Source organism: Rhodoferax sp. (genome assembly GCF_018063565.1).
Classification (GTDB): domain Bacteria; phylum Pseudomonadota; class Gammaproteobacteria; order Burkholderiales; family Burkholderiaceae_C; genus Rhodoferax.
Map to the genome: position 1 here is coordinate 1 of NZ_JAGPBB010000061.1, position 24,010 is coordinate 24,010.

The following is a 24,010-nucleotide window of genomic DNA, read 5'->3' on the forward strand; positions in this document are numbered from 1 at the left end:
AGGCTGAAAGCGGGTACTGATGTTCTCGAAGTAGTCGCTCCAGACTGGACATTGACGACCTGGAGCGTCTTCCTATCAAAGCAGTCAATGATTCCATTTCAAACCCGCCACCGAATCCAGAAGCGTTACATCAATGGATTACAAACAGAAGTCACATTGTCAATCTGGTTATCGATTGGAACCTGGCGAGTTCAGTTAAAAACTCGATTGCATATTCCTTGATGAGGACTGGTCTTGGAGCATGCTTCTTGACTGCGATACATTGATTGGCGATTAGATCGCTTAGTGCTTGACAGAACAACGATGGACAACCGGCGGCGAAAACGCTGCAAATTGAGTAACACAGTGTGAGTCAAGTTTTGATCTCGTAGATACTTGGTCAATGGACTTTGTGAATTTTCCTCTTCTGGGTGCTGCCGGGTTAGTGTTCGCCAGCGTGCTGGCCGGCCTCTTTTCCGTGAGGATCGGTTTCTCATTTTTGTTGGTTTTTTTGCTTGCCGGCATCGTCGCCGGGGAAGACGGGTTGGGCGGCTATCGCTTCAATGATTACAAACTCAGCTTCTGGGTGGGGAACGTGGCGCTGGCCATCATTTTGTTGGATGGTGGCTTGCGCACCTCTTTCACCACCTTTCGAACCGGCTTGCGGCCTGCTTCGGTTCTGGCCTCTATGGGGGTGGCGGTGTGCGCATCCATCACGGCGGTGGCCGGGGTCGTCTTTGTGGGATTGAATTGGGGTACAGCCTTGTTGCTAGGCGCCATTGTGGGCTCGACCGATGCGGCGGCGGTTTTCTCTTTGCTATCGCGATCGGGCGTCGTACTTAACGAACGTGTGGCGGCCACTCTGGAGATCGAGTCCGGGGTGAATGACCCCATGGCGGTGTACCTCACGCTGACCTTGATTGCACTGCTGGCATCGAACACCTGGGCTGGCGCCGATTTTGCCGAATCCGCGCGCCTTTTCGTGCAGCAATTTGGCTGGGGTAGCTTGATGGGCTGGTCCAGCGGATTCGGCATGGCGGCATTGCTTCGGCGGGTCGCATCACGGGACGCCAATGGCGGCGTTCTTGCACTCTTGATTGGTGCAGGCGGCCTGTGCGTTTTTGCTGCCACGGGCTTGCTCGACGGGTCTGGCTTTCTGGCCATTTATCTCTATGGATTGATTCTGTCCAACCGGGCATCCAAGGCGGTACAGTCAACACTGGGCGCGATGGACGGTTACGCTTGGCTGGCCCAGGCAGGCATGTTCTTGTTGCTCGGCCTATTGGTCACCCCCTCAACCATGGCGGGCTCAGTCGGTTCGGGTCTAGCTGTAGCGTTGACCCTGATATTTATCGCTCGACCCGTAGCGGTTTGGTTATGCCTTTGGCCGTTCCGCTTCACTGCGCGTGAGACATGGTTCATATCCTGGGTAGGGCTTCGCGGGGCTGTGCCGGTTGTCTTGGCCATTTTCCCGCTCATGGCTGGCACTGCGCAGGCAACCCTCCTGTTCAACATCGCCTTTATGGTGGTGCTGGTGTCATTGCTGACGCAGGGAACCACCATTGCACTGGTCGCCCGCCGCTTGGGCGTGGCCTTGCCGGACCCAGCTGACGAGGCGCACATGCGCGCGGTTTTCCGGGACTTTTCACTGAACCCCCGCACGCCCGTGGGCGACATTTGCAGTTTTTACAACCTGCCCATTCCTGCGCAAACCCACATGCCGTTGGGCGATTGGATGGCCGCGGAGCTGCACCGCCCCCCGGTGGTCGGAGATGTTGTTGCCTATGGAAGCGCCACCTTTGTGGTGCGTGAGTTAAAGGGCGACGCAATTACCCAGGTTGGGCTGGGGTTGCATGCTTAGGCGCTTCCAGTCCCTCGCAGCCTGACAAACATCACTTTGCCTTTTGGTTCACCAGATGTTGCGTGACACTGTTGACCGCTTCGAATCCAGCGTTTGAAAGAAAACTTTGATTTAACTGGACTACCCGTAAGCGGGTACTCATGGCCGGCAGGTATCGCTGCAGTGCTGCCGTTGCAGTCATAGGATTTGTGGGCGTGGTTGGCTTTGGGAAAGAAGAACGGCTGGATTGACAATGCTGTTGCGGATTGCAAAGAGCTATTGGGGTGACTTTATTGAGACAGTGGTGACAGTCTCTTTTTCTGCAATCCGTGTCTAAAAAGGGTTTCGAGCTCCAAGTAGCTGCAACGGTCTTTTAGACACTTTTTAGACACTAGATACAACTTTAATAGCATCAAAGTGTTATCTGGCTTGGTGGAGAGGAGGAGGATCGAACTCCCGACCTCTGCATTGCGAACGCAGCGCTCTCCCAGCTGAGCTACCCCCCCGCCATGCGCGAAGTCTAGCAATAAATCTGGCCCCGCGCCGCGTTGTTCGCGTCATGTTTTTGCAGCTTGGTTGATTTACATCATTTACGCAAGGGCGGCTCTTGGTTAGCCTCTCGGGCTTCTTGAGCCGATCCAATCTGACCCTCTCCTTATGAACGCTGTGATTGACGCTGTCCCTACCCGTGCATCCGGCGCGTCTGCCTCGCAAAACATGGAACTGGTGTGTCCGGCGGGCAGCCTGCCTGCGCTGAAGGCTGCGGTCGACAACGGTGCCGACTGTGTCTATCTGGGTTTTCGTGACGCCACCAATGCCCGCAACTTTGCCGGACTGAATTTTGACGCCGCTGCCATCGAGACCGGGATCCGTTACGCCCATGACCGGGGTCGCAAAGTGTTTGTGGCGCTCAACACCTACCCGCAGGCCAGCAAGTCCGAGTTGTGGCGCAGTGCCGTCGATCGTGCCGCCGCCAGCGGTGTGGACGCAGTCATTCTGGCTGATCCGGGGCTGATGGCCTATGCCGTGCGGCATCAGCCGCAACTCCGACTGCACCTGTCGGTGCAGGGTTCGGCCACCAACTACGAAGCTCTTGACTTTTACGCGCAGCACTTTGGCATTGCCCGTGCCGTATTGCCGCGGGTGTTGTCGATGACCCAGGTAGAGCAGGTGATCCAGAAGACGCAAGTCGAAATCGAAGTGTTTGGCTTTGGCAGCCTGTGCGTGATGGTCGAAGGTCGTTGCGCTCTCTCGAGCTACGTCACGGGTGAGGCGCCCAATACCAACGGCGTGTGTTCACCGCCCAAGGCGGTGCGCTGGGTCGAAACGCCACAGGGGCGCGAGTCGCGCCTGAACGGCGTCTTGATCGACCGTTATGCACCTGGCGAAAACGCTGGCTACCCCACTTTGTGCAAAGGGCGCTTTGACGTTGCCAACGATCAGAACTACTACGCCATCGAGGAGCCCACCAGTCTCAATACACTGGAATTGCTTCCAGCGCTTATGGCTATGGGCGTTAGTGCTATTAAAATTGAAGGACGCCAGCGTAGCCCTGCGTATGTCGCACAGGTCACCCGGGTGTGGCGCCAGGCCATCGATAGCTGCCGCAGCAACCCGGCGCAGTACCGACCCCGACCCAGTTGGTTCACGGAACTGGATAAAGTGGCCGAAGGTCAGCAGCACACCTTGGGTGCCTACCACCGTCCCTGGAAGTAACGCCTATGAAGTTGTCTTTGGGCCCGATCCAGTACTACTGGCCGCGTGATCAGGTACTGGCCTTCTACCAACAGGTGGCCGCCAGCCCGGTGGACATCGTGTACCTGGGCGAAGCGGTGTGTTCGCGCCGCCATGAGATACGGCTTAATGACTGGCTGGACCTGGCGGCCATGCTGCACGCCGCCGGCAAAGAGGTGGTGCTTTCAACGCAGGTGCTGATCGAGTCAGGTGCCGATGTGACGGTGCTGCACAAGATCGCTGATAACGGCATCTTCATGGTGGAAGCCAACGACATGGGCGCAGTGCATTGCCTGGCGGGAAAAGTCACCTTTGTCGCCGGGCCACACCTCAACATTTACAACCTGCCCACCTTGCAGTGGATGGCTCCCCTGGGGGTGGCACGTTGGGTGATGCCGCTGGAGATGGGTCGCGATGATCTGGCGGTGATGCAGCAGGGGTGCCCGCCTGGGGTGCAAACCGAGGTGTTTGTCTATGGTCGTATGCCTTTGGCGTTCTCGGCGCGTTGCTTTACCGCGCGTCATGCCAATCTACCCAAGGACGACTGTCAGTTCAAGTGTCTGGATCACCCCGACGGCCTGCTGATGCGCACCCGTGAAAACGAGGCTTTTCTGGTGCTCAACGGCATCCAGACGCAGTCGGCGCGGGTGCACAACCTGCTGGCGCAGCTTGAACCCTTGCGCGCTTTGGGCGTGGAGGTCGTGCGCGTCAGCCCGCAATCGCAGCACACACCGCGTATCCTCGCACTGTTTCGGGGTGTGATCACGGGTGAACTCGCCAGCCGCCAAGCCAATACCGAACTGCAGACCCTGATGCCCGAGCGGGCATGCAATGGTTACTGGCACGCGCGACCCGGGCTTGAATGGGTCCCTGAAGCGGTCTGACCCGAGCTTGCAAATCTTCCATTGAATGGAATAATTGCGCGCACGGTTGATCGAATCGTCCTCACATTGCACTGCAGCCTTCGGCTACCCCCAACTCTATGGCCAATAAACCCTTTGTACTGCCCAAGCCCCTGGGCCATTTGTTGGGGCGTTTGCCCGCCTATCCGGGTTCGCTGCTGTTTGTCACCGGGCTCAACGTGGCACTGGCCAAACAGTTGGCCAGCGATGTGACCGAGTTGCTGAGCGGCAAGAAACTGCGCCTGCGGGTGACGGACGCGCAATGGGCGTTTGACTTTGCCTGGAAAAATGGCCGTTTTGTCGCCAGCCAGAATGACGGGTGCGCCGACCTGACGATTGCCGCCAGCGCACATGATTTCTTTTTGCTGGCCAGCCGCCAGGAAGACCCCGACACTCTGTTTTTTAACCGCCGGCTGGCCATGGAGGGCGACACCGAGCTGGGTTTACTGGTGAAAAACACCATCGACGCGATCGAGCTGCCCATGCTGACGCTGGAGCAGCTCAGGCCGGCCCAGGTGCTGGCGCAGTTTCGCCAGCGGTTTGGTCCGCCCTGGGGCCGTGCCAATAGCCATTGAGTCAACCGATCCATGAGCAACAGCGCAAACCGGAAAATCGTGGTGGCCATCTCGGGTGCCAGTGGTGCCATCTATGGTGTGCGACTGCTGCAGCGCCTGCGTGACGAACCTGCGGTGCAGACCCATCTGACGGTGTCCGAGGCCGGCTGGCTCAACGTGCAACAGGAATACGGCATGCCCCGCGCCGATCTTGAAGCGCTGGCCGATGTGGTGTACCCGGTGAACGAGGTGGGGGCGGCCATCGCCAGCGGTTCGTTTCAATGTGACGGCATGGTGATTGCGCCGTGCTCCATGCGGACGCTGGCGGCGGTGGCGCACGGTCTGGCCGACAACCTGATCACCCGCGCGGCCGATGTGATGCTCAAGGAGCGTCGCCGCCTGGTGCTGATGGTGCGTGAGACACCGCTGAATCTGGCCCACCTGCGTAATATGACGGCGGTCACCGAGATGGGGGGCATCATCTTCCCGCCGGTGCCAGCCTTTTACCACCGCCCGCAAAGTGTGACCGACCTGGTCGACCAGAGTGTGGGTCGGGTGATGGACCTGCTGGGCCACCCGCCCGGCAACGCCCCGCGCTGGCCAGATTAGCTGGAAATTAATTGGGGTCAGATTCCAATTAACGTATGGCCTGCCGCGATCTGCGTGACTTCATGGCCCAGCTCCAAGAGCTGGGTGAGCTCAAACGTGTCAGTGCCGAGGTCTCACCGCATCTGGAGATGACGGCCCTGTGTGACCGCAGCCTGCGCGCTGGCGGGCCGGCGCTGCTGTTTGCGCACCCCACCGGCCACACCATACCGGTGCTGGGCAACCTGTTTGGCAGTACGCGCCGGGTGGCACTTGGTATGGGTGTGCAGGACGTAGGCGAGTTGCGGCAGTTTGGTCAGGTACTGGCCGAACTCAAGGAGCCGCAGGCACCCAAAGGCATCAAAGACCTGGTGGGCATGCGCGGCCTGATCAAGACCTTGTGGAGCATGTCGCCCAAAGAGCTGAACAGCCCGGCGTGCCAGGAGATCGTCTGGGAAGGTGCGGATGTTGACCTGACGCGCCTGCCGATCCAGCACTGCTGGCCAGGCGACGTGGCACCGCTCATCACCTGGGGGCTGGTCATCACCCAGGGGCCACACAAGGCGCGGCAGAACCTTGGCATTTATCGCCAGCAGGTGATCGGGCGCAATCAGCTCATCATGCGCTGGCTGGCGCATCGGGGTGGTGCGCTAGACTTCAAAGAGCATGCAGCAATGCATCCGGGCCAACCCTACCCGGTGTGCGTGGCCATAGGTGCAGACCCGGCGACCATTCTGGGGGCTGTGACACCCGTGCCTGATGCTTTGAGCGAGTACCAGTTTGCCGGACTGCTACGCGGCACACGCACCGAGGTGGCGTGCGCGCTGGGCAGCCAGTTGCGGGTGCCTGCCTATGCCGAAATGGTGCTGGAAGGTCACATTTACCCTGATGCCACCCACCCCAGCGGTTTTGCCCACGCGCTGGAAGGCCCGTTTGGTGACCACACCGGTTACTACAACGAGCAGGCGATGTTCCCGGTGTTCACGGTGGATCGCATCACCATGCGCCGAGACCCGATCTACCACTCCACCTACACCGGCAAGCCGCCCGATGAGCCGTCGATGCTGGCGCTAGCCCTGAACGAGCTGTTTGTGCCTCTGCTACAGCGCCAGTACCCTGAAATCACGGACTTTTACCTGCCCGCCGAGGGCTGCAGTTACCGCATGGCGGTGGTCAGCATCAAAAAAGCCTACCCTGGTCATGCCCGTCGGGTGATGTTTGGCATCTGGAGCTTCTTGCGGCAGTTCATGTACACCAAGTTCATTGTGGTGGTGGACGATGATGTGAACGTGCGCGACTGGTCTGACGTGATCTGGGCCATCACCACCCGGGTCGACCCGACCCGTGACACCTTACTGGTCGACCACACACCGATCGACTACCTGGACTTTGCCTCGCCGGTGGCTGGCCTGGGCAGCAAGATGGGGCTGGACGCGACGCACAAATGGCCCGGTGAGACCAGCCGGGAGTGGGGACGGCCACTGACCATGAGTGCAGAAGTGACAGCCAAAGTCGATCGGCTTTGGCAAACGCTGGGCTTGTAAGCAAGGTTGGCAAATCGCATCAATAATGGCCTCTAGCGCTTGTCCTGAATGCGTTGGCAGCTATTACTTGCAGAGTAACCTATGCGTGGTGGAGAAAACTGCGCCAGATCAGAAATTGCTGTCTGGCGTTTCAAATGAAATGTGCCTCCATCCCAATCAAAGCAAGAACTAGCGGCTTCATAAATAATAGCGTCTGGCGCACGGCACAACTGCCCCACCGAGGCAAATCGCCGCCTGTCCCCAATGACTCCCAACACCATCACTCGCTTTCATCGAATCTTGATGCGTTATGAAACGCAACTCAAGTCCCCATCGGTGGCGAAGTCCGGCGACCTGCCCAGAAATTTGGTGAACTTGCGAACGGCCCCAGATGTATGCCTCTCGCGTGCGGGACATCATCCGCTGCCTTTCCTGTCCTCCATTCGACATCTCGCTTCGTCAATCTGGTTTTCGCCAATAGTTTTTTTGCCAGGCTGCCACGCCAGTGTTGACGCGCGAGTAATCAGCTGGGGATCAAGAGATATGGTTGCTCCTGTGCGCGTGGGGTCTGCCAGGCGGGCACAGATCCTCTCGATAGCCGTTTCGGCGATCTGTGCATAAGGTTGCCGGATGGTGGTCAGTGCCGGATAAGAAAAACTGGAAAGCTGGATATCGTCAATTCCCACCACCGAGATGCTCTCAGGGATGTTGACCCCTTGTTCATGGAAGGCTGACATCATCCCCAGAGCGACAAGATCATTCATGGCAATCACAGCTGTTGGCCCAGGCTTCATATTCACAATGTGAAGCGCCGCCATGTGACCAAATTTGGCCAAGTCGGCATCGTTATGTGATGTGGAACGGAATGGAATGTCTTCGTCTGTAATGACAAGGCCATGACCAAGTTCATGCCTCTGCAGGGATTCCTCAAAACCCTGCAGGCGCAAGACCCGATGCGGAGTCATGGGCGTCGCAGTCACATAGGCCATGGATTTGTGACCCAAAGAAACCAGATGATCCACTGCCTTTTCAGTCGCCAATCTGTTGTTCATCGATACGACATCAACCCGCTCAATGCCCGGGTCAGAACCCAGGGCCTCAAACAGGACAAACGCAACACCCCGCTGAATCAGTTTGCTCATGACCTGAACATTCTGAAGGACTGAGGCGGCAAGTATTCCACGAACTCCGTAGGCGACGAGCTCCCGAACAAATTCCAGTTCTCGTTCTGGCTTTCTTTGCGTGTTGCAGAGAACAACCCTGAATCCGCGCTTTTGTGCGGCATCATCTATCGCGACAGCCAATTCGCCGAAATATGGATTAACCACGGAAGGAACCAGCAAACCGAGAATTGGAGCGTTGCCGGTCTTGAGCTGCCTGGCTGCACTATTTGGCGTGTACCCGAGTTTCTTGATTGCGCTGGTGATGCGTTCCCGGGTTTCTGGGCGCATTTCACCCATCCGCCCATTCAGGTAATTGGAGATACTCGTTGAGGACACGCCGGCAGTCCGCGCGACATCCCTTATGGTCATCCCGGATCCCTTAGGCACAGATCGATACTCCTTCAAATTGATCAGCAGTTATTTGAATCCGCCTTCGGTGACAAGTCTCGGGAGATAGAGGAAAACGTCGGGCAGCATGATCATTGCGAGCAAAACCATCAACATCGGCAACAGCATGATGCCGACATCTTTCATCACCGTCACCACCTTGACGTTGACCGCTGCGCAGGAAATCAGCAGACACAACCCATAGGGTGGCGTGATCAGGCCGAAGGCCAAGGATGTGATGCCGATGATACCGAAATGCACGGGATCGAGCCCAGACTGTGCGACCATGGGTTGCAGCACAGTTCCTACAATGACGATGGCCGGGATGGCGTCCAAAAAGCAACCCACCACCAGGAATACACCGGCGACGACCAACCCCATGGCTACCGGGCCAAAGTCATACACGGCGATGAAGCCGACCAGCGCTTGTGGAATCTTATAGTAAGCAAGCAACCATCCGAACACTGAAGCAGTGCCCAGGCAAAAGAGCGAGATCGCAGAAAAGGTCCCGGTTTCGAACAACACAGTCTTGAACTGTTTCCAGTTGACTTCACGGTAGATAACGGCAGTGAGGAACAGCGCATACAGCACGGCCATTGCTCCTGACTCCGTCGCCGTAAACCAGCCCATCAGTTTGCCCCCGACGATGATTCCCGGCGTGATCATGGCTGGAATCGCGATCCAGGTGGCACTTAGGAATTCCTTGAAGGTGGCACGCTTATAGGTCGGGTAGTTACGCAGTTTGGCATAGGTATAGACAATCAGCATCTGAACCCCGCCAAGCAGCAGGCCCGGTAGTACACCAGCCATGTACAACTGGTTGATCGAGGTGTTGAAAACACCGCCCCAGACAATCATCAGAATTGACGGGGGAATAATCACTGCGAGGATCGCAGACACCGCTGTGATCGCGATCGAAAAGCTCATGTCATAGCCTTCCTTGACCTGGGCATTGATGAAGAGCTTTGCCTGGCTGGCCGCGTCGGCTGTGGAGGAACCGGAGACACCGGCAAAAAGGACCGATAGAACAACGTTGATTTGCCCAAGACTACCCGGCAGGTGGCCGACCATGGTCCGTGTCCAGTTGAACATCCTGTCTGTGATTCCGCCGCAGTTCATCAGGTTGGCTGCCAGCAGAAAGAAGGGCACAGCCAGCAACAGAAACGAATTGAATGAGGTGAACATGGTCGACACCATGATCGTGAGATCCAGCCGGGAATCCAGAACGATTGGCAACAAACAGGCAATTGCCAGGGAAAATGAGACTGGTATGCGTACGAGCAAACCGATAAAAAGTGCACCGAACATCAGTGCTGCGACGTAGGTGGGTGTCATTTTTCCCCCCGTGCAAATGCACCAAGATCATCATAAATTTGTTCGCCCAGGAACAGCAGCCATCCGACGGCAGACAGGGGAAACGCGATGTACATCATCAACATGGAGACTTCCGTAATCTCGCTTACCTCTCTGCGCGCGTCATAAGCGTACTCGGCACTGACCCACAAAAATACTGTCCCAAACAAGGCCACCATGATGTCAACGACCAAGCGTGCAAGCATCTTTCCGCGAACCGTTCTTGGTTCAGGGAGCAAGTCAATGTCAAAGTGGCCACGCATACGAACTGCAATTGCAGCACCCAACATGATCATCCAGATCAGGCAGAACCGTGCCGCCTCTTCCGTCCACATCCAGGTCGGGATGAGATTGGTGTAGCGTGAAACAACTTGTAGGGTTACCGGCACCAGCAAGGCACCGACGATGACGGTAACGAGGCTGCATAGCAAGTCGTAATACAGTTGATTGAACTTTCTCATGGATGCTCCAGAAGGGGTGCTCGGTATGCTCTAGCGCGCCACTGCCCTTGGCGTTTTTTTACTTGACGGCTTGTATGCTGGTTAGAAGCTTGTCAACGCCGGCCTCCTTGGCAAAATCCACAACAATAGGTGCCGAGATCTCAAGCAGTTTTGCACGCTCAGTAAACTCGTATGTGCGTATCTTCTTCTCGGCAACCATCTTGTCCATGAGGCTCTTGTCTTCACGTGCCTGAATCTCTCGATTGAAAGCACCTGCTTCAGCACCAGCTTTTCGGATGGCGGCTTGTAAGTCGGGTGGATACTTGTTGAACGATTTGCCGCTGACAACGAGAAGCCTTGTAACGACCGAATGCGTCGTCAGAGAAATTTCCGGTGCAACTTCGTACAACTTGGCACCCCAGATTCCGGCCGCCTCGTTTTCGAGACCTTCAATGACGCCGCTTTGAATGGCGTTATAGACTTCGTTGTAGGCAATGACAGAGGGTTTCGCACCGAGAGCCGAAAATACCTTGGCCTGGATGGGTGCGCCAATCACTCGAATCTTGTAACCCGCAAGTTCCTTCATGTTGCGCATTGGCTTGGTGGCAACCAGATGCCTTGTCGAGCCCCCGCAGATCCCAATGACCGTCATCCCCGACTGCTGTTCAATGATGTCAAACAGGGGGGCCATGCCATTGTTGGCAATCAGTGCATTCCAATGTGCACGATCACGGAACAAGAATGGCACATCAAAAAGCGGCGCAACCTTGGTGAAGTTCGACATATTGGATCCGGCGAGAATCGCCAAGTCAACCGAGATGCCCTGGTTCATGAACTTTGCGTAGTCGCGTTCGGTACCCAATTCGCTGTTTCCATGGATCACCAGGTTGACTGGTTTCCCGTAGTACTTGGTGAGGAGTTCACCGAAGTGTTTCATGGTTCGGTTGTAGTCGTGGTCGTCGTTGAACTGCGTGGCTGTGTGCAACGTGATAGGTGTCTGTGCAATTGCGGCTGTACCCACCACGGCAAATGCGGTCATGGCAGCGATCAAGGTACGGCGTAATGTCGGTAATCTCATTTCAATCTCCTAAGTTTGATACGGTTTAAGAACGGAATAGCTGCGCGGCGGAAGTTAAATTGAAGAACGCCGACACTGCTTGAACACAGAAAGGCCCACGAAAATTTGTCACATAGATAACTCCCTTCCGCCAAAATTTTGCTGCGCTGACTCCTTTACAACCTTCAGGACTTCGTAGCACGCCCCCATGGTGTGGTAATCCGCTTTGTTGTTGTACGTTTTGCGGTTGTCATAGCGGACGTTTTCACGTGTCAGAATTCGGTACCAAGCGCCGTAGATGTGGTCGACAAAGTAATAAAAACTGTAGTCCCATATCCTGTCGTACCAGTCCCAGTAGATGCCATCGCCGGTTCTGTCGGCTAGCAAGGCTGCCGCAGCGATGCTCTCGGCTTGAACCCAGAAATACTTGTCGTGATCACAGGGTTTGCCCTCCAGGTCGTATCCATAGCGAAGGCCACGACATTCTTCATCCCAGCCGTATTTCATCGCTGCATCGAAAAGTGCTTTGGCCCGATCCAGTCGCCACGCTTCCGGACGGTGCCGGTCGAGGACGATCAGCAGCTTTGCCCACTCGGTCTGATGCCCGGTCTGTACGCCCCACGGACGGATGTGATTGGTTTTGTCATGCCGGTTGTAGTCCAGATCCGGTGTCCAGTCGGGCTTGTAGTGCTCCCAGATATGCCCCTGCGTGCCTTGTGATTGCCTTTGAGTGATGTTTTTTGCGATCAGACAGGCCCTATCAAGAAAACGCCGATCCTGAGTGACTTCGTATGCGGCGATCATGGCTTCACAAGCGTGCATGTTGTCGTTCTGCCCGCGGTAGGGACTCAGCTTCCAGTCGGTATCGGCTTCGCAGGCATACAGTTCATCATCCTTGAGCCAGAAGCGATGTTCCATCAATTCGTGGGTTTCGTCGATCCATTCCCGTGCCTCTTTTATGCCGATACCCAAGGCGCATGAATAGGCCAGCATGACAAAGGCCAACCCGTAACAATGATTGGTCGCATCAATGACTTGACCGTCATTGATGTGCCATGCGTAAGCGCCAGTTTGCGGGCTTCTGTGTACCTTCCGCAGGTAGTTCAAGCCGTGAATTGTCTTGTCTCTATAGTCGTTCTTGCCAAACTGCGCATAGGCTTTGGCATAGTTGAAGATGAATCGGCAAGAAGCGACCAGTGTCCTTAAACCCGGATTGAACAACGCTCCATCGTTCATGTAGCAATGGAAAAAGCCACCCGTCGGATCCACAACACGATCGTCGTAAAACGCAAGTGTGTTGCTAATGTGCTTGAGCAGAAAATCCCGGCTTCGGTAGTTGATCGGGTAGTTCAATTGGCGACTCTAGAACTTGAGAACAATGGCGAGCACAAACGGACTTTTCTGTCCAAACTTAGCTGAACCGATACAGCATTTTTGCAAACGTAAATCAAAAAAATAGCTCCGTTTTAGGTAATTTTGAGCTGTCAATCACTGTAACGATACAGCAGTGTAAGCAAAAGAATTCTGAAATGCAAGTTTCTTTGCTGATGTGATGGCAACCTAAGGCACTGACTGTGCAAAGCGCCCAGTACAGCTACCGGCTTTCCTGCGCGGCAACTCTTTATCGAAAGAACAGATAACTGAACATGCTCGGCATCAAATTGAATCTGCTAGCCGTCTTGAAGTTGATTCGGGGATACCTTGCGTGCCTTTTCGCCCTCGACAATGAAAAGCCGCTGATTCTTTTGGGCACGTCGAAGACCGCCACGAACGGCTGGTGACTGGTGACGAACTGAGCCACCCGTAACCTGACTGTCTGGTGCGACTCCTTACAGCCTTAAAGAGCCGATCACCCAGGAAACTTGGGTAACCGCTTGTCATGGTTGATAACGCTGTGAGATTTGGGCGGCTATCATCCCGTCCCATGGAAGAGGCGGTCATTTGGTCCAACAACAATTGCCCAAGCAGTCCACGCTTTGACGACGTCTACCGATCCCGCGATGCTGGCCTGCTGCAGGCACAGACGGTGTTTCTGGGCGGCTGCCAGGTGCGGCAGCGTTGGTGCGCTGCGCCACAGTTCTGCATTCTGGAAACCGGCTTCGGTTTGGGCCTGAACTTTCTGGCGACCTGGCACACATGGCAGACAGATCCACAGCATTGCGGCAGACTGCACTATGTGGCAATTGAAGCCTACCCCGTCTCAACGGCTGATTTGTTGCGCAGCGCCCAGGCCATCAATCCACCGAATGCAGCGCTCGTCGCGCTGGCTGCGGAGTTTGCACGGGTCTGGAACGGTCTGCAGCCGGGCATACAGCACTTTCAGTTTGAAGACGGTGGTGTTTGCCTGACGTTGGCCATCGGTCAGGTGTTGCCAATGCTGAAGCAATTGACCTGTGTAGCAGACGCGGTTTATCTGGATGGGTTCAGTCCAGCGAAAAATCCGGAGATGTGGTCACAGCCCACGCTGGAGGCGGTGGCCGCACGCTGCAGACCGGGCTGTGTGCTGGCCAGCTATTCGGTAGCGGCCTCGGTTCGCAAGGTTTTGACGGCCGCGGGGTTTGCGGTCAAACGATATCCGGGCGTTCCGCCCAAATGGCAACGCCTGGAAGCACAGTTCGCACCTGCCAGGCGCTGAAGCGCACTCCATGGCCGGTATCGCCACGGTATCGGGCCACAATGGATGCCCACCAAAGTCAGACCGCAGCCACCGGCAGTCAGGCTCATCAACCAGGTGCTGTTCGAAAGCAGTTAAACCCTGCGAACGCGGCACCAGATTGTCAACCGGCCATCAGGCTTCAGGCGACCTCAAGCCTCCATGTCCTCGGCCATTTCCTGTGCATCATCAACCTCGATTCCCAGATACCTCACTGTGCATTCAATTCCGGCATGGCCAAGTAGAAGCTGCACAGCGCGTAGGTTTTGGCGCGTCGTTAGATGAGTGACCGCGTGGTGCGCCTCATGGAATGGGTTTCCTATGCAGAGGGGTCAAGACCGATCTGTTGCACCCATTTGTGCACCATTCGGGCGTACTGGCGAGCTCGCACCGGCCTTGCGATTGTTTGCTGCAAGATGATGGCACGCGCAGCCACACGGTCACCATGGGAGATGTCGCGAATTTTGAGCTTGATCAGATAGACGGGATTAGGTGTCACCTGCGCCTGACCAAGGCGGGTTGGTTTCAACGCCGGGAAAGTTCAGCTCAATCATCAGCCCATCCGGTCCTGCAACGAAGATTTGGAAAAGTTGTATCTCTTCGATGTACCTCGTTCTAGTTGGTAGGCCAAGTGCCCTGAGGCGATCATGCATTTCCCGTGCATTGCTTCCTTAGAATGCGATGTGGTCAACGACGCCAGCGTTGTCCCTCGAAACCTAACGCATCGCGGTAGAAGGACTTTGAACGCTCGATGTCTTTGGCTCGGACGAAACAATGATTGAGTTCGGTAATCGGCATGTTGCTTAAGTGTGTTGTGGCGATTTTTGTGACACCTAGCTTTGCTCAGGTTCTCCGAGCGCAACTCCCACTGGTTGGACAGGCTGAGCGGCCGCTAACGCTGCTATCCGGGTTTACAAATTTCACCGGACCTGACCTTCATTTTTGACCGTTGGCTTCGGAGAAAGTTGGCTGACTCCACAAGGCTGATTGCGGTCCTGCGCCTTGCTCTGAAGCGGTCACACAGAATGCAGTTTTAACGCTCGGCATCAGCGGCGCGCGAAGCGCGTCCGCTGCATGCCGTTGTTAGGCCGCAATGGGGGTCTGTCAGGCTTCGTAGGTATCGCACGGGACTAGGCCGCCGGCACGAAGAAGGCCCCACGTCGCCGTGCCGCGCGCAGCAGCAGCACAACCGCGACCGTGGTCGACGCGATCACCAGCAACGAACTCTCTGGACCGAACATCCCGCCGGTCAGCCAGTCGGGCCCGGCAAAGCGGCTTTCGAGCGGTGCCAACTTGCGCCAGTCATCAATGCCGGAAAGCGGCACGCCAGCGAGCAGAATGGTGAAGTTCCATGCCGCGTGATTGGCGGCGGCCGCCCACAGGTTGCGCGTCAGGACGAAGACCGCGGCCCAGAGCAGGCCCGCCAACGTCACTGCGGTCAGCATTGTCACCACATCGCTGATCCCACCTTGTTCGACGTTTTCCAAGTGCGCTAGGGCGAACACCACCGCTTGCACCGCCAACGCCACCTTCGTTCCCCAGGCCCGTTCTACGACCCGGAATAGCAGGCAGCGGTAAGTCAGCTCTTCCAGGATAGCCGCGATGCCGATAAGGGCTGCCACGCCGAGCAGCGCCGACGAGGCATCGCGAAACAGCACTGGTTCGTAGACGCCCAGAGCGAATAGCACGGCCATCGGCAGCGCCACCAGGGCAGCGCCGCTCGCGCCGCCAAGCATCAGCTGAATGGGCCGCAGGTGCAGCTCGGTCGCTTCGCGTTTTTCATGCCAGTGCACGAAAGCCCAGTAGCCCGTCACCGCCGTTAAAAGGATGCCGACGCGTCTGAAGACACTGAGTAGTTCGGGCCCGGGATGGAACGCCGCTTCGATCAGCGGCAGCAGGCCCTGTCGAAAGATCAGAATCGAGCCAAGAATCGCCACCCCACCCAGCAGCAGTGAGCCGAGCATCTGGCCGGCGACGCGCATTCGCCGTCGCGCGATGTTTCCAGTCGCAAGCGGAGCGGACATGTCGGTCTGACTATTGATACATCCCGTAGATTTGCGGGATAACACGGGAGCCAGTCGGATAACGTGGCGTCAGAAAATTGAAATCCATCACGTGAATCAAATGCTTACGCAAAAGGCTAGATGAATGTACAGGTATATTGAGAATGACAAAGTCGTCGGGTATCTTAGTGCAGAGTGGCTAGTCTCCGCTAAAACTGAACGACCAACATGGATGGCTGCAATCGATGCTATCCGGGTGTACAAATTTTTCCAGACCTGACCTTCAACATTGACTGTCGGCTTCGCAGAAAGTTGGTTGGCTCCATTGGGCTGTTTGCGGGTGTTCACGCAACTCAGTGGTAAGTCAGGTTAGCCGCGAGATCGGTCATAGCGGTTTGCGGTTTGCCAGATCCATACCGGTCGTTCAAGCCGGCGTGTCCCCCTATGCGGGACACCGCTGGGGGAGGGGTGTGACGCGCGGACGGATGACGGAGTACAAAGCGAGCCGGACCGGGATCTGGCAGTGCAGTCGGCACAGGATTGCGAGGTCGATCAGCGTGTCAAGTGGTGACTGAGACAAGCAGCGATTGAGCTGCGCTGCGGGGTAGGCTGCGTGCGCGGCGGATTCAAAAAAAAGCCAACTTTTCGCCAAAGGTCCCGCCATTGAACTGCCGCGGCAACTCAAACTGCACAAGTCAACATGATTGGGAACCAAAAAACCCGTGACATACTTGCGCTATGCGGTTGAATTTCCTTATCCGTATTTCGCTGTCCGTCATTCGTTCGTTTTGGGTGGCCTTGGCCTACCACGGCCTCAAGGTAACGACTTCAAATCACGGTTACCGCAGACCCACGGAACATCCAGATGTTTGATCCGTATCCCACCCTCAAAAGCGCTTGGCAGAACATGACGGTTGTTTTGCAGCAACTGCTGTTTTTGCTTGCCCCGACTGCCGACTTTGCCGAGCAAAAGTTTCAGGATCATCGAGCTTTCACGGCTATCGTCGGGTTGATTCTGGCGATCCTTTTGCCGTCGCTCTGGATTTGGGACTACATCACCGACCCGGTGGGCGCGACGCACACCGTTGGCCTTCGCTTGCTGTACCTGCTCATGGCTCTCATGACGGTGGGGTTCGTTTACGGCAAAAATCAGCGTCGCCTGCTGGTCATTTTGAGCATGTTTGGCGCATTCGCCGCAGAAATCCTGTTTTTGGCGATCTTGAACCGGCTTGATGGCGGAATGGTGTACGGGCTGGCCGGCTTCCTGTATGGCATGTTTTTGGCGTTGCTGTCGCTTCAGTGTTTTTCATTGCTGGTCAACATCAGCTACACCCTGGCCGGTGCAGCGATACCGCATGTGATGGCTGTGTTGGGATTTGCACCGGGCTTTTTGCATCAGCAATATGCGGCGCTAATGTGGCCGATTGCTATTTTGACCATTCTGACCCAGGTGGCGATGGCACACCACTACCTGATGCGCTACGAGTTGCAGCGCAAACTGGAGCGGCTGTCCATCACAGACCCCTTGACCGGAGCAAAAAATCGTCGATTTTTCATGGCCTTGCTCGCCGACGAAAAGCTCAAGGCGCAGCGCCTGTCACAGAAAATGGCGTTGCTCATGCTCGACATTGATCATTTCAAGCGGGTCAACGACACCTACGGTCATCCCAGTGGGGACAAGGTCATCTGCCAAGTGACGGACATCTGCCGCCAAATGTCGCGCGAGATCGATGTGGTGGCACGACTTGGCGGTGAGGAGTTTGCCATTCTCCTGCCGGGTAGTGATGCTGAGCAAGCCGTAGCAGTTGCCGAACGGATCCGAGGCCGGGTCGAGTCCACTGCGATGGAAAGCCTGAACGATCAAGCCATTCACTTCACCGTCAGCCTGGGCGTGGCAGAGCTCAGTTCCACCGATGCCACCGAAGTGGACTGGCTTGGTCGAGCCGATGCCGCGCTGTATGCCGCTAAAGAAAGTGGACGCAACAAGGTGATGACGCAACCGCAATGACAGGGCTCGACTGGAATCCGAGCGCTTCAGATTTTTTTGACTGTCCGCCGCCCACAGGTTTGCCCAAAAATCACTTAAATGTCACCACCGAGGCTTATGGGGCCACCCACTATCAAGCCTCCGGTTGCCCCCGTGCAGCAGAAGCGGTCGTTTGAGCCGCTTCTTCGCCAGCAGGATCTTCGAGCTGCCGGTTCCAAGGGTGAAGCAGTCATTCTCCACAGGTGGCATCCAGTGACCCATGTTGGCCGTTGCCGTTGGGAGGCCGCCCCCATTCGGAGGAAATCTATCCTCGTGTTGATCCTTATCAGTGCTTGCACCAGTTAGGTGCATTAAGCTTCTTCATCCTGGAGATGCGTTCAGCATGATTGGCAGCAACGCTTTACCAACCACAGGTTTACCACGCCTGCGTCGACATTGGCCGGCCATTCTGGTCATGCTGTTGACGCTGATTGGGTTGTCCATCGTGTGGCAGCTATTGCAGCAGCGCCGCGAGCAAAACCTGCGCGACGTCTTTGTCCATGAATCGCATCGCATCACTACAAAGATAGACGAGCGAACCTCGGCCTACGCCCAGATTTTGCGTTCAGGTGCCGGTTTATTTGCTGCGTCGGCAAAGGTGGAACGCGCCGAGTGGGCTGCATTCGTTGAGAAACTCGATCTGGATCAGTCCTACCGGGGCATTCAGGGTGTTGGTTTTTCTTTGTACGTTCCTAAGCAAGAACTGGCATCCCATCTGACCGAGATGCGCAAGCAAGGTTACCCCGAGTACATCATCAAGCCCGAGGGAAACCGCGATGAGTACACCAGCATCATTTACCTTGAACCTTTTTCTGGTCGCAACTTGCGCGCCTTTGGTTACGACATGTATTCGGAAACCACGCGCAATGCGGCAATGGCGCAAGCACGCGACGTGGGTGACGTCATTTTTTCCGGCAAGGTAAAACTGGTGCAGGAAACCAAAGCCGACGTTCAGGCCGGACTACTTGCTTATTTCCCGGTGTATCGCAACGCCGCGCTCACGCAAACCATCGAACAGCGGCGCGCTGCATTGGTGGGTTGGGTGTACAGCCCTTACCGCATGAACGACTTGATGACACCGATTCTTGCCAAGGAGCTGGATGCCATCCGGCTGCAAGTATTCGATGGTGAAGTCTTGTCTGAAGCACATCTGCTGTACGACAGCGAGCAAGACACTGCGTCCGGCGCGGTAGCAAACGGCGATAGCTTCACCTTCACCGAAAAGTTGGAACTGTCCGGTCGTTATTGGACGTTGCGCTACACAACCTTGCCAGGGTTTTCCGCTACCCAGCGGTTTTCTTCAGCGTGGGTCGACTTGGCGACGCTAATCCTTGTCGGCATGCTCGTGCTTGGACTAGCCGGCTCGCTCATCAGCACCCGTCGCCGCGCTGAAACCATTGCGCAACATTTGACCGCCGAGCTGCGTGTTAGCGAGCAACGCTACAACGCACTTTTTGCCAGGTCGCGTGTGCCCATGTTGTTGATTGATCCGATTGACGGGCACATCATTGAGGGCAATGAGGCGGCAGCTGACTTTTACGGTTATCGCATCGAACAATTGAAGACCATGAACATTGGCCAGATCAATGTCTTGACCGCCGACCAGATTGCTACCGAGATGCAGTTGGCTGTCACTGAAAAGCGAGCACATTTCAATTTCTCGCACCGCCTGGCCGATGGCAGCCTACGCGATGTTGAAGTGCATTCCGGCCCGATCGAGGTGGCTGGTCGGCATTTGCTGTACTCGATCATTCTTGACGTGACCCAACGACGCCGGATAGCAGAGGCTCTGGTGCAGCAGAGCCAACGTATGTCCAACATTCTCTGGGGCACCGGGGTGGGCACTTGGGAGTGGAATGTGCAAACCGGTGAGACCCGTTTTAACGAACGTTGGGCCGAGCTGATTGGCTACACCCTGGACGACCTGTCCCCAATCAGCATCGCCACCTGGATGAAGTACGCCCACCCAGACGATTTGGCGCTATCCGGTGGCGCGTTGGAAAGGCACTTTGCCGATGAGATCGACCATTACGAATGCGAGATACGCATGTTGCACCGGGACGGGCACTGGATCTGGGTACTTGACCGGGGTAAATTGGTCAGCCGCACCTCCAATGGGCTTCCAGAATGGATGGCCGGCACGCACGCAGACATCACCACGCGCAAGCAAGCGCAGCTTGCCTTGCATGTGAGCGAAGCCCGTCTGCGCACCATCATTGAGAACGAGCCTGAATGTATCAAGATCGTCGATGCACAGGGGCGTTTGAAGCAGATGAACCCGGCCGGACTTGCCATGATCGAAGCCGACTCGGAGGGGCAGGTGCTGGATAAGCCGGTGGCGGACCTCATTGCACCCGAGTACCGCTCAGCCTTTGCCGATATGCACAGGCGGGTACTCGCGGGTGAAAGCGTTCAGATGGAATTTGTCGTGCAGGGACTCAAGGGTGGTCACCGCTGGTTGGAGACCCACGCCGTACCCATGCGGGAGAATGACGAGACTGTTCAGCTTGCCGTGACCCGCGACATTACAAAGCGGCACCAGGCCGAGGCCGAGCGCACTGCTCTGCTTGAGGAAATCCGCCAACTGGCCTACTTTGATGCACTCACCGGCTTGCCCAACCGCCGCATGCTCGACGACCGCCTGAAGCAGAGCATGGCGATCAGCAAGCGCAGCGGACTGTACGGGGCACTGTTGTTTCTGGACCTTGACAACTTCAAGCCACTCAATGACACGCATGGGCACAGTGTGGGTGATTTGCTATTGGTCGAGGTGGCCAAGCGGCTGTGTGCCTGTGTGCGCGAAGTGGACACCGTGGCCCGTCTGGGCGGTGATGAGTTTGTGGTGATGCTCGTGGAGCTGGATGCCGACAAAGACCAGTCCACCGAACAGGCCGCCACTGTAGCCGAGAAGATTCGCTCCAGCCTGGCCGCGCCCTACTTCTTGACCGTGGCGCAGCCGGGCGAGAAAGACAAGTCGGTTGAGCACCATTGCAGCGCCAGCATTGGAGTGGTCCTGTTCTTCAACCACGAAGCCAGTCAGAACGACTTGATGAAATGGGCCGACGCGGCCATGTACCAGGCCAAGGATGCGGGGCGCAACGTGGTGCAGTTTTATCATTCGCCTGAACGCAATCGTTGAACACGCGTTTATGACCTGTGAGTCATGGGATCCGCTCGTGACATCCATGAACGTACGACTGCACTCGGAGCACCCGCAACGGGTTACGAAGCGGGTCACCACTGAAACGCGGGGCCGCCAGCCACAGCAGGTGCAGCGCCATGGTTCTTATTGCTTTGACACCAACAAGCGGCATGCCCATGAGTCGTCTGACCATCACCCGGTCTGATACCCGTGACCAGGCGTCGAAAAAGGCTGCTGCCCGGCGCGACAAAACCATTGGGCAATTGGTTAATGAAAGCCTTGGCCTTTATTTCTTGCCTTCCTGTGCGTCGGCAATGGCCTGCATCTTCTTGGCGAACTCTTCCATGTTCTTCATGTCGATCTTGACCTCGCCGTCGGGTGTTTTGATGGTCATGGTGGCGTCGCCATTGGCGCTGGGTGCGGCTGTGTTGCCCGGCGGGCTGGCGGTGATCTTGACATCACCTTCGGGCGTGCTGATGTTGATGTCCCCCATGGGGCGCTGCATCTGGCCCATCGGTGAGGGGGTGAAGACCGAAGCCAGCACGTTGATCAGCACACTGCAGACAATCCCGATGACGGCGGCCACCACCATATAGGGAATGGTCTTTTCTTTCGGGTTCTTCATCAGCACCGGCAAGCCAAGGTAGAGCACATAAAGCGCATACAGCGCACCGATCAGACCCAGAATCCCCAGGCTGGGTACGATGCCGAAGATGCCTGCCACCATCGCGGGGGTGCTGGCGTAAACCGAGAGCTTGAGCGCCTGCATCAAATTGGGCTGCCCGCCAAAGGTGCTGGCCAACATATTGATCAGCCAGCCCCAGACCCCAATCATCACCAGCGTCATGACATACTGGGTGATCATGATGCCCAGTCCAGACAGCAACGGCACCCGGAAGGTAAATCCGTAACCCCCCATGCCGATCAGGCTCAATCCGATAAAACTGGCCACCGCTGGAATCGCCGCCAGAATCAGCATGTAGGGGACATAGAGCGTCTTCAGGTCGGTGGCTTCCTGTTCGATGATGGGCCAGGTCTCGGCGGGTTTGAGGATGATGGCCTTGATGCGTTCGGCGATGTCCATGGAAATCCTTTCGATGATGGCGTGGAAAGCGGTAAACCTGCAGTTTAGTGAGCTTTGCGGCAATTTGGGGCGACGTGGCACCCTGCGGTGCCAATAACCTATGTGAAAGCCGACTGGCCCCGCGTTGGGTCCTATCGGCCTTGCCGTGCCACGGGTCAAAAGATCCCTGCGGCACAAAAAACTTCGCGCCAGGCGGTTAGTTTTCGCTCGAACGACCAACTGGCATTGGCAGGGCTGGTGGAGGGCAGGCGGTAAACCGGCAGACCCAGCGCGGCACTGTGGCGCGCGTGGCGGGCGCTTTCGCCACCGTTGTGGGCAATGGCGCACAGCGCGGGGCAAACCGCGGCCAACCCCGCCAGGTCATTGACCACGGGGTTGCAGATGGCCGCATCCAGGCTGCCCTGGCGCTCACATGATGCGTACACATCCCACAGGCCCAGGCCGCGTGCGAGCAGCCATTCGCATCGACTTTGATAGCTGGTTGCGCTTATTGGGTATGCGCTAGAGGGCCAAATCGCTTGCAAAATTCGCCAGAAGGCGTTTTGTGGGTGGGCGTAATACTGCTGCTGCGCCAGCGAGCGCACGCTGGGAAAACTGCCCAGAATCAGCAGCCGGGTGTTGGCCGACACCAGCGGCGCCAGACCCTGCAGGCGCGTGCCGGTCGTCATGGGTGCAGACGTTCAGGCCGGTTTCTTTGCTGCCGCCTTGCGTGGCGCTTTGGCACGCACGGCCTTGGCGGGGGCGGGGGCGGGTGCTGTGGGCGTTGGCGCTACGGCATCAGTGCTGGCAGGCGACTTGGCCGCAGCCTTGCGCCGTGTTGCCTTGGCGGGCGCAGCGGCCGATTTGGCACGTGCGGCCAGCGCCAGTTCGCGCACCCGGGCAATGTCCTCGTCGGTAAACGGTCCGTTCACGCCGCTGATCGCCGCCAGTTTCATGCCGTGCTTGAGGCCGAGCTTGTAGATTTCGCGCACTTTCTCCCACTCGATGGCGCGGCCGACGGTGAAGTTCTCGAACCGGCCTTCGAGCGCCAGCACGATGGTTTCGGCCAGGCACGCATAAGCCACGCCCTTGGGCAGGCCGATGTTTTTCATCTTCACCTGCTCACCCGGCAGTTGAATCTCGCCGGACTCGATCACCAGCACATCGGGGCGCTTGGCGACTTCGCTGGCCGGCAGGTCCAGCGGGCGCGCCACGTCGGTGATCACACAGCCGGGCTTGACCTGCATGATGTCGAGCACTTTCTTGCCTGCGCCCGAGGTGGCGGTCACGATCATGTCCATGTCGGCAATGTCTTTGTCGGCGTGCGCCGAGAGGAACAACTGCGCATCGGGCGTTTCCTGCAGGATCGACTCCTTGATCGCCAGCAGCTTGGCGGTCTCGGGCGATACCAGATACACCTCGGTGGCGACCTTGGCAATCAGCCGTGCGCACACCGAGCCGATGGCGCCGGTGGCACCGACCACCATCGCCTTGAACTTGACACGCTCACGGCCAACCGGTTTGGGCAGCAGGTTGAGCCGCTCCATGGCGTCGTGCGCCGCCCACAGCGCGCCTGAGGCGCTATAACTGTTGCCTGTGGTGATGG

At 57.0% G+C, this 24,010-nt stretch carries 19 protein-coding genes, 1 tRNA gene and 2 pseudogenes; 10 read left to right on the forward strand and 12 right to left on the reverse strand.

Translation table 11 applies throughout. The features are described 5' to 3' along the window. On the forward strand, positions 1-222 hold a 222-nt coding region (locus KBF66_RS13605), incomplete at its 5' end, for a hypothetical protein (RefSeq protein ID WP_296657836.1). 160 nt (positions 223-382) lie between these two features. After that, positions 383-1,840 carry a potassium/proton antiporter gene (locus KBF66_RS13610; RefSeq protein WP_296657839.1) on the forward strand — a complete coding sequence of 486 codons (1,458 nt, stop codon included), beginning with the start codon at positions 383-385 and terminating at the stop codon, positions 1,838-1,840. Between the two features lie 409 nt (positions 1,841-2,249). Here the strand turns inward: KBF66_RS13610 and KBF66_RS13615 are convergent. Next, positions 2,250-2,325: transfer RNA gene (locus KBF66_RS13615), tRNA-Ala, on the reverse strand. A 151-nt stretch (positions 2,326-2,476) separates the two neighbouring features. On the opposite strand from KBF66_RS13615, the gene KBF66_RS13620 reads away from it, so the two are divergent. The 5 genes from KBF66_RS13620 (at position 2,477) to ubiD (ending at position 7,138) form a co-directional block, all read left to right on the forward strand. Continuing rightward, positions 2,477-3,535 (forward strand): peptidase U32 family protein, encoded by a 1,059-nt coding sequence (locus tag KBF66_RS13620; RefSeq protein WP_296657843.1) that lies wholly within the window; start codon positions 2,477-2,479, stop codon positions 3,533-3,535. A gap of 5 nt (positions 3,536-3,540) precedes the next feature. Further along, complete coding sequence (locus tag KBF66_RS13625) at positions 3,541-4,437, forward strand: U32 family peptidase (RefSeq protein ID WP_296657846.1); 897 nt, start codon at positions 3,541-3,543, stop codon at positions 4,435-4,437. A 98-nt stretch (positions 4,438-4,535) separates the two neighbouring features. Continuing rightward, positions 4,536-5,030 (forward strand): SCP2 sterol-binding domain-containing protein, encoded by a 495-nt coding sequence (locus KBF66_RS13630; protein ID WP_296657850.1) that lies wholly within the window; start codon positions 4,536-4,538, stop codon positions 5,028-5,030. A 12-nt stretch (positions 5,031-5,042) separates the two neighbouring features. Continuing rightward, positions 5,043-5,618: a UbiX family flavin prenyltransferase gene (locus KBF66_RS13635; protein ID WP_296657854.1), complete on the forward strand. Its 576-nt coding sequence runs from the start codon at positions 5,043-5,045 to the stop codon at positions 5,616-5,618. A 35-nt stretch (positions 5,619-5,653) separates the two neighbouring features. Continuing rightward, the gene (gene ubiD / locus KBF66_RS13640) at positions 5,654-7,138 is read left to right on the forward strand and encodes a 4-hydroxy-3-polyprenylbenzoate decarboxylase (protein ID WP_296657857.1); all 1,485 of its coding nucleotides are present in this window, start codon (positions 5,654-5,656) and stop codon (positions 7,136-7,138) included. 395 nt (positions 7,139-7,533) lie between these two features. Here the strand turns inward: ubiD and KBF66_RS13645 are convergent, their stop codons facing one another. From KBF66_RS13645 to KBF66_RS13665, 5 genes are all read right to left on the reverse strand, one after another. Next, positions 7,534-8,649: a LacI family DNA-binding transcriptional regulator gene (locus KBF66_RS13645; RefSeq protein WP_296657861.1), complete on the reverse strand. Its 1,116-nt coding sequence runs from the start codon at positions 8,647-8,649 to the stop codon at positions 7,534-7,536. A 48-nt stretch (positions 8,650-8,697) separates the two neighbouring features. Then, a complete protein-coding gene (locus KBF66_RS13650) occupies positions 8,698-10,002 on the reverse strand; it encodes a TRAP transporter large permease (RefSeq protein WP_296657865.1) in 1,305 nt (434 codons plus the stop codon). Further along, the gene (locus tag KBF66_RS13655) at positions 9,999-10,481 is read right to left on the reverse strand and encodes a TRAP transporter small permease (RefSeq protein WP_296657869.1); all 483 of its coding nucleotides are present in this window, start codon (positions 10,479-10,481) and stop codon (positions 9,999-10,001) included. Before KBF66_RS13655 ends, KBF66_RS13650 begins: the two co-directional genes overlap by 4 nt. A 58-nt stretch (positions 10,482-10,539) precedes the next feature. Further along, entirely contained in the window at positions 10,540-11,538 is a 999-nt protein-coding gene (locus KBF66_RS13660; RefSeq protein WP_296657871.1) for a TRAP transporter substrate-binding protein, read from the reverse strand. Positions 11,539-11,646: 108 nt separating this feature from the next. Next, on the reverse strand, positions 11,647-12,870 hold the full coding sequence (locus tag KBF66_RS13665) for an AGE family epimerase/isomerase (RefSeq protein WP_296657874.1): 1,224 nt from the start codon (positions 12,868-12,870) through the stop codon (positions 11,647-11,649). A 571-nt stretch (positions 12,871-13,441) separates the two neighbouring features. On the opposite strand from KBF66_RS13665, the gene mnmD reads away from it, so the two are divergent. Beyond that, positions 13,442-14,152: a tRNA (5-methylaminomethyl-2-thiouridine)(34)-methyltransferase MnmD gene (gene mnmD / locus KBF66_RS13670; RefSeq protein WP_296657880.1), complete on the forward strand. Its 711-nt coding sequence runs from the start codon at positions 13,442-13,444 to the stop codon at positions 14,150-14,152. Between the two features lie 170 nt (positions 14,153-14,322). Here mnmD and KBF66_RS13675 read toward each other — a convergent pair. The 3 genes and pseudogenes from KBF66_RS13675 to KBF66_RS13680 all read right to left on the reverse strand — a co-directional run. Further along, positions 14,323-14,648: pseudogene (locus KBF66_RS13675) on the reverse strand (tyrosine-type recombinase/integrase); the annotation flags it as partial. A 209-nt stretch (positions 14,649-14,857) separates the two neighbouring features. Continuing rightward, on the reverse strand, positions 14,858-14,968 hold the full coding sequence (locus KBF66_RS19640) for a VOC family protein (protein WP_365732546.1): 111 nt from the start codon (positions 14,966-14,968) through the stop codon (positions 14,858-14,860). A gap of 332 nt (positions 14,969-15,300) precedes the next feature. Then, on the reverse strand, positions 15,301-16,194 hold the full coding sequence (locus KBF66_RS13680; protein WP_296657884.1) for a CPBP family intramembrane glutamic endopeptidase: 894 nt from the start codon (positions 16,192-16,194) through the stop codon (positions 15,301-15,303). Positions 16,195-17,038: 844 nt separating this feature from the next. On the opposite strand from KBF66_RS13680, the gene KBF66_RS13685 reads away from it, so the two are divergent. Both KBF66_RS13685 and KBF66_RS13690 read left to right on the forward strand, forming a co-directional pair. Further along, positions 17,039-18,181 carry a GGDEF domain-containing protein gene (locus tag KBF66_RS13685; RefSeq protein ID WP_296657887.1) on the forward strand — a complete coding sequence of 381 codons (1,143 nt, stop codon included), beginning with the start codon at positions 17,039-17,041 and terminating at the stop codon, positions 18,179-18,181. A gap of 361 nt (positions 18,182-18,542) precedes the next feature. After that, positions 18,543-21,338, forward strand: coding sequence for a CHASE domain-containing protein (locus tag KBF66_RS13690; protein ID WP_296657891.1), 2,796 nt, complete (start codon positions 18,543-18,545; stop codon positions 21,336-21,338). Between the two features lie 289 nt (positions 21,339-21,627). Here the strand turns inward: KBF66_RS13690 and KBF66_RS13695 are convergent, their stop codons facing one another. The 3 genes and pseudogenes from KBF66_RS13695 to KBF66_RS13705 form a co-directional block, all read right to left on the reverse strand. After that, entirely contained in the window at positions 21,628-22,425 is a 798-nt protein-coding gene (locus KBF66_RS13695) for a Yip1 family protein (protein ID WP_296657894.1), read from the reverse strand. Positions 22,426-22,580: 155 nt separating this feature from the next. Then, positions 22,581-23,093 (reverse strand): DNA-deoxyinosine glycosylase, encoded by a 513-nt coding sequence (locus KBF66_RS13700; RefSeq protein ID WP_296657897.1) that lies wholly within the window; start codon positions 23,091-23,093, stop codon positions 22,581-22,583. A gap of 12 nt (positions 23,094-23,105) precedes the next feature. Then, a pseudogene (locus KBF66_RS13705) lies at positions 23,106-24,010 on the reverse strand (dehydrogenase); the annotation flags it as partial.

Bases quoted from the DNA above. Each gene is read 5' to 3' on its own strand.
- KBF66_RS13610 (WP_296657839.1), top strand. From the start codon at position 383: ATGGACTTTGTGAATTTTCCTCTTCTGGGTGCTGCCGGGTTAGTGTTC.
- KBF66_RS13655 (WP_296657869.1), bottom strand. From the start codon at position 10,481: ATGAGAAAGTTCAATCAACTGTATTACGACTTGCTATGCAGCCTCGTT.
- KBF66_RS13700 (WP_296657897.1), bottom strand. From the start codon at position 23,093: ATGACGACCGGCACGCGCCTGCAGGGTCTGGCGCCGCTGGTGTCGGCC.
- ubiD (WP_296657857.1), top strand. From the start codon at position 5,654: ATGGCCTGCCGCGATCTGCGTGACTTCATGGCCCAGCTCCAAGAGCTG.
- KBF66_RS13660 (WP_296657871.1), bottom strand. From the start codon at position 11,538: ATGAGATTACCGACATTACGCCGTACCTTGATCGCTGCCATGACCGCA.
- KBF66_RS13680 (WP_296657884.1), bottom strand. From the start codon at position 16,194: ATGTCCGCTCCGCTTGCGACTGGAAACATCGCGCGACGGCGAATGCGC.
- KBF66_RS13650 (WP_296657865.1), bottom strand. From the start codon at position 10,002: ATGACACCCACCTACGTCGCAGCACTGATGTTCGGTGCACTTTTTATC.
- KBF66_RS13625 (WP_296657846.1), top strand. From the start codon at position 3,541: ATGAAGTTGTCTTTGGGCCCGATCCAGTACTACTGGCCGCGTGATCAG.
- KBF66_RS13685 (WP_296657887.1), top strand. From the start codon at position 17,039: ATGTTTGATCCGTATCCCACCCTCAAAAGCGCTTGGCAGAACATGACG.
- KBF66_RS13630 (WP_296657850.1), top strand. From the start codon at position 4,536: ATGGCCAATAAACCCTTTGTACTGCCCAAGCCCCTGGGCCATTTGTTG.
- KBF66_RS13690 (WP_296657891.1), top strand. From the start codon at position 18,543: ATGATTGGCAGCAACGCTTTACCAACCACAGGTTTACCACGCCTGCGT.
- mnmD (WP_296657880.1), top strand. From the start codon at position 13,442: ATGGAAGAGGCGGTCATTTGGTCCAACAACAATTGCCCAAGCAGTCCA.
- KBF66_RS13645 (WP_296657861.1), bottom strand. From the start codon at position 8,649: ATGACCATAAGGGATGTCGCGCGGACTGCCGGCGTGTCCTCAACGAGT.
- KBF66_RS19640 (WP_365732546.1), bottom strand. From the start codon at position 14,968: ATGCCGATTACCGAACTCAATCATTGTTTCGTCCGAGCCAAAGACATC.
- KBF66_RS13635 (WP_296657854.1), top strand. From the start codon at position 5,043: ATGAGCAACAGCGCAAACCGGAAAATCGTGGTGGCCATCTCGGGTGCC.
- KBF66_RS13695 (WP_296657894.1), bottom strand. From the start codon at position 22,425: ATGGACATCGCCGAACGCATCAAGGCCATCATCCTCAAACCCGCCGAG.
- KBF66_RS13620 (WP_296657843.1), top strand. From the start codon at position 2,477: ATGAACGCTGTGATTGACGCTGTCCCTACCCGTGCATCCGGCGCGTCT.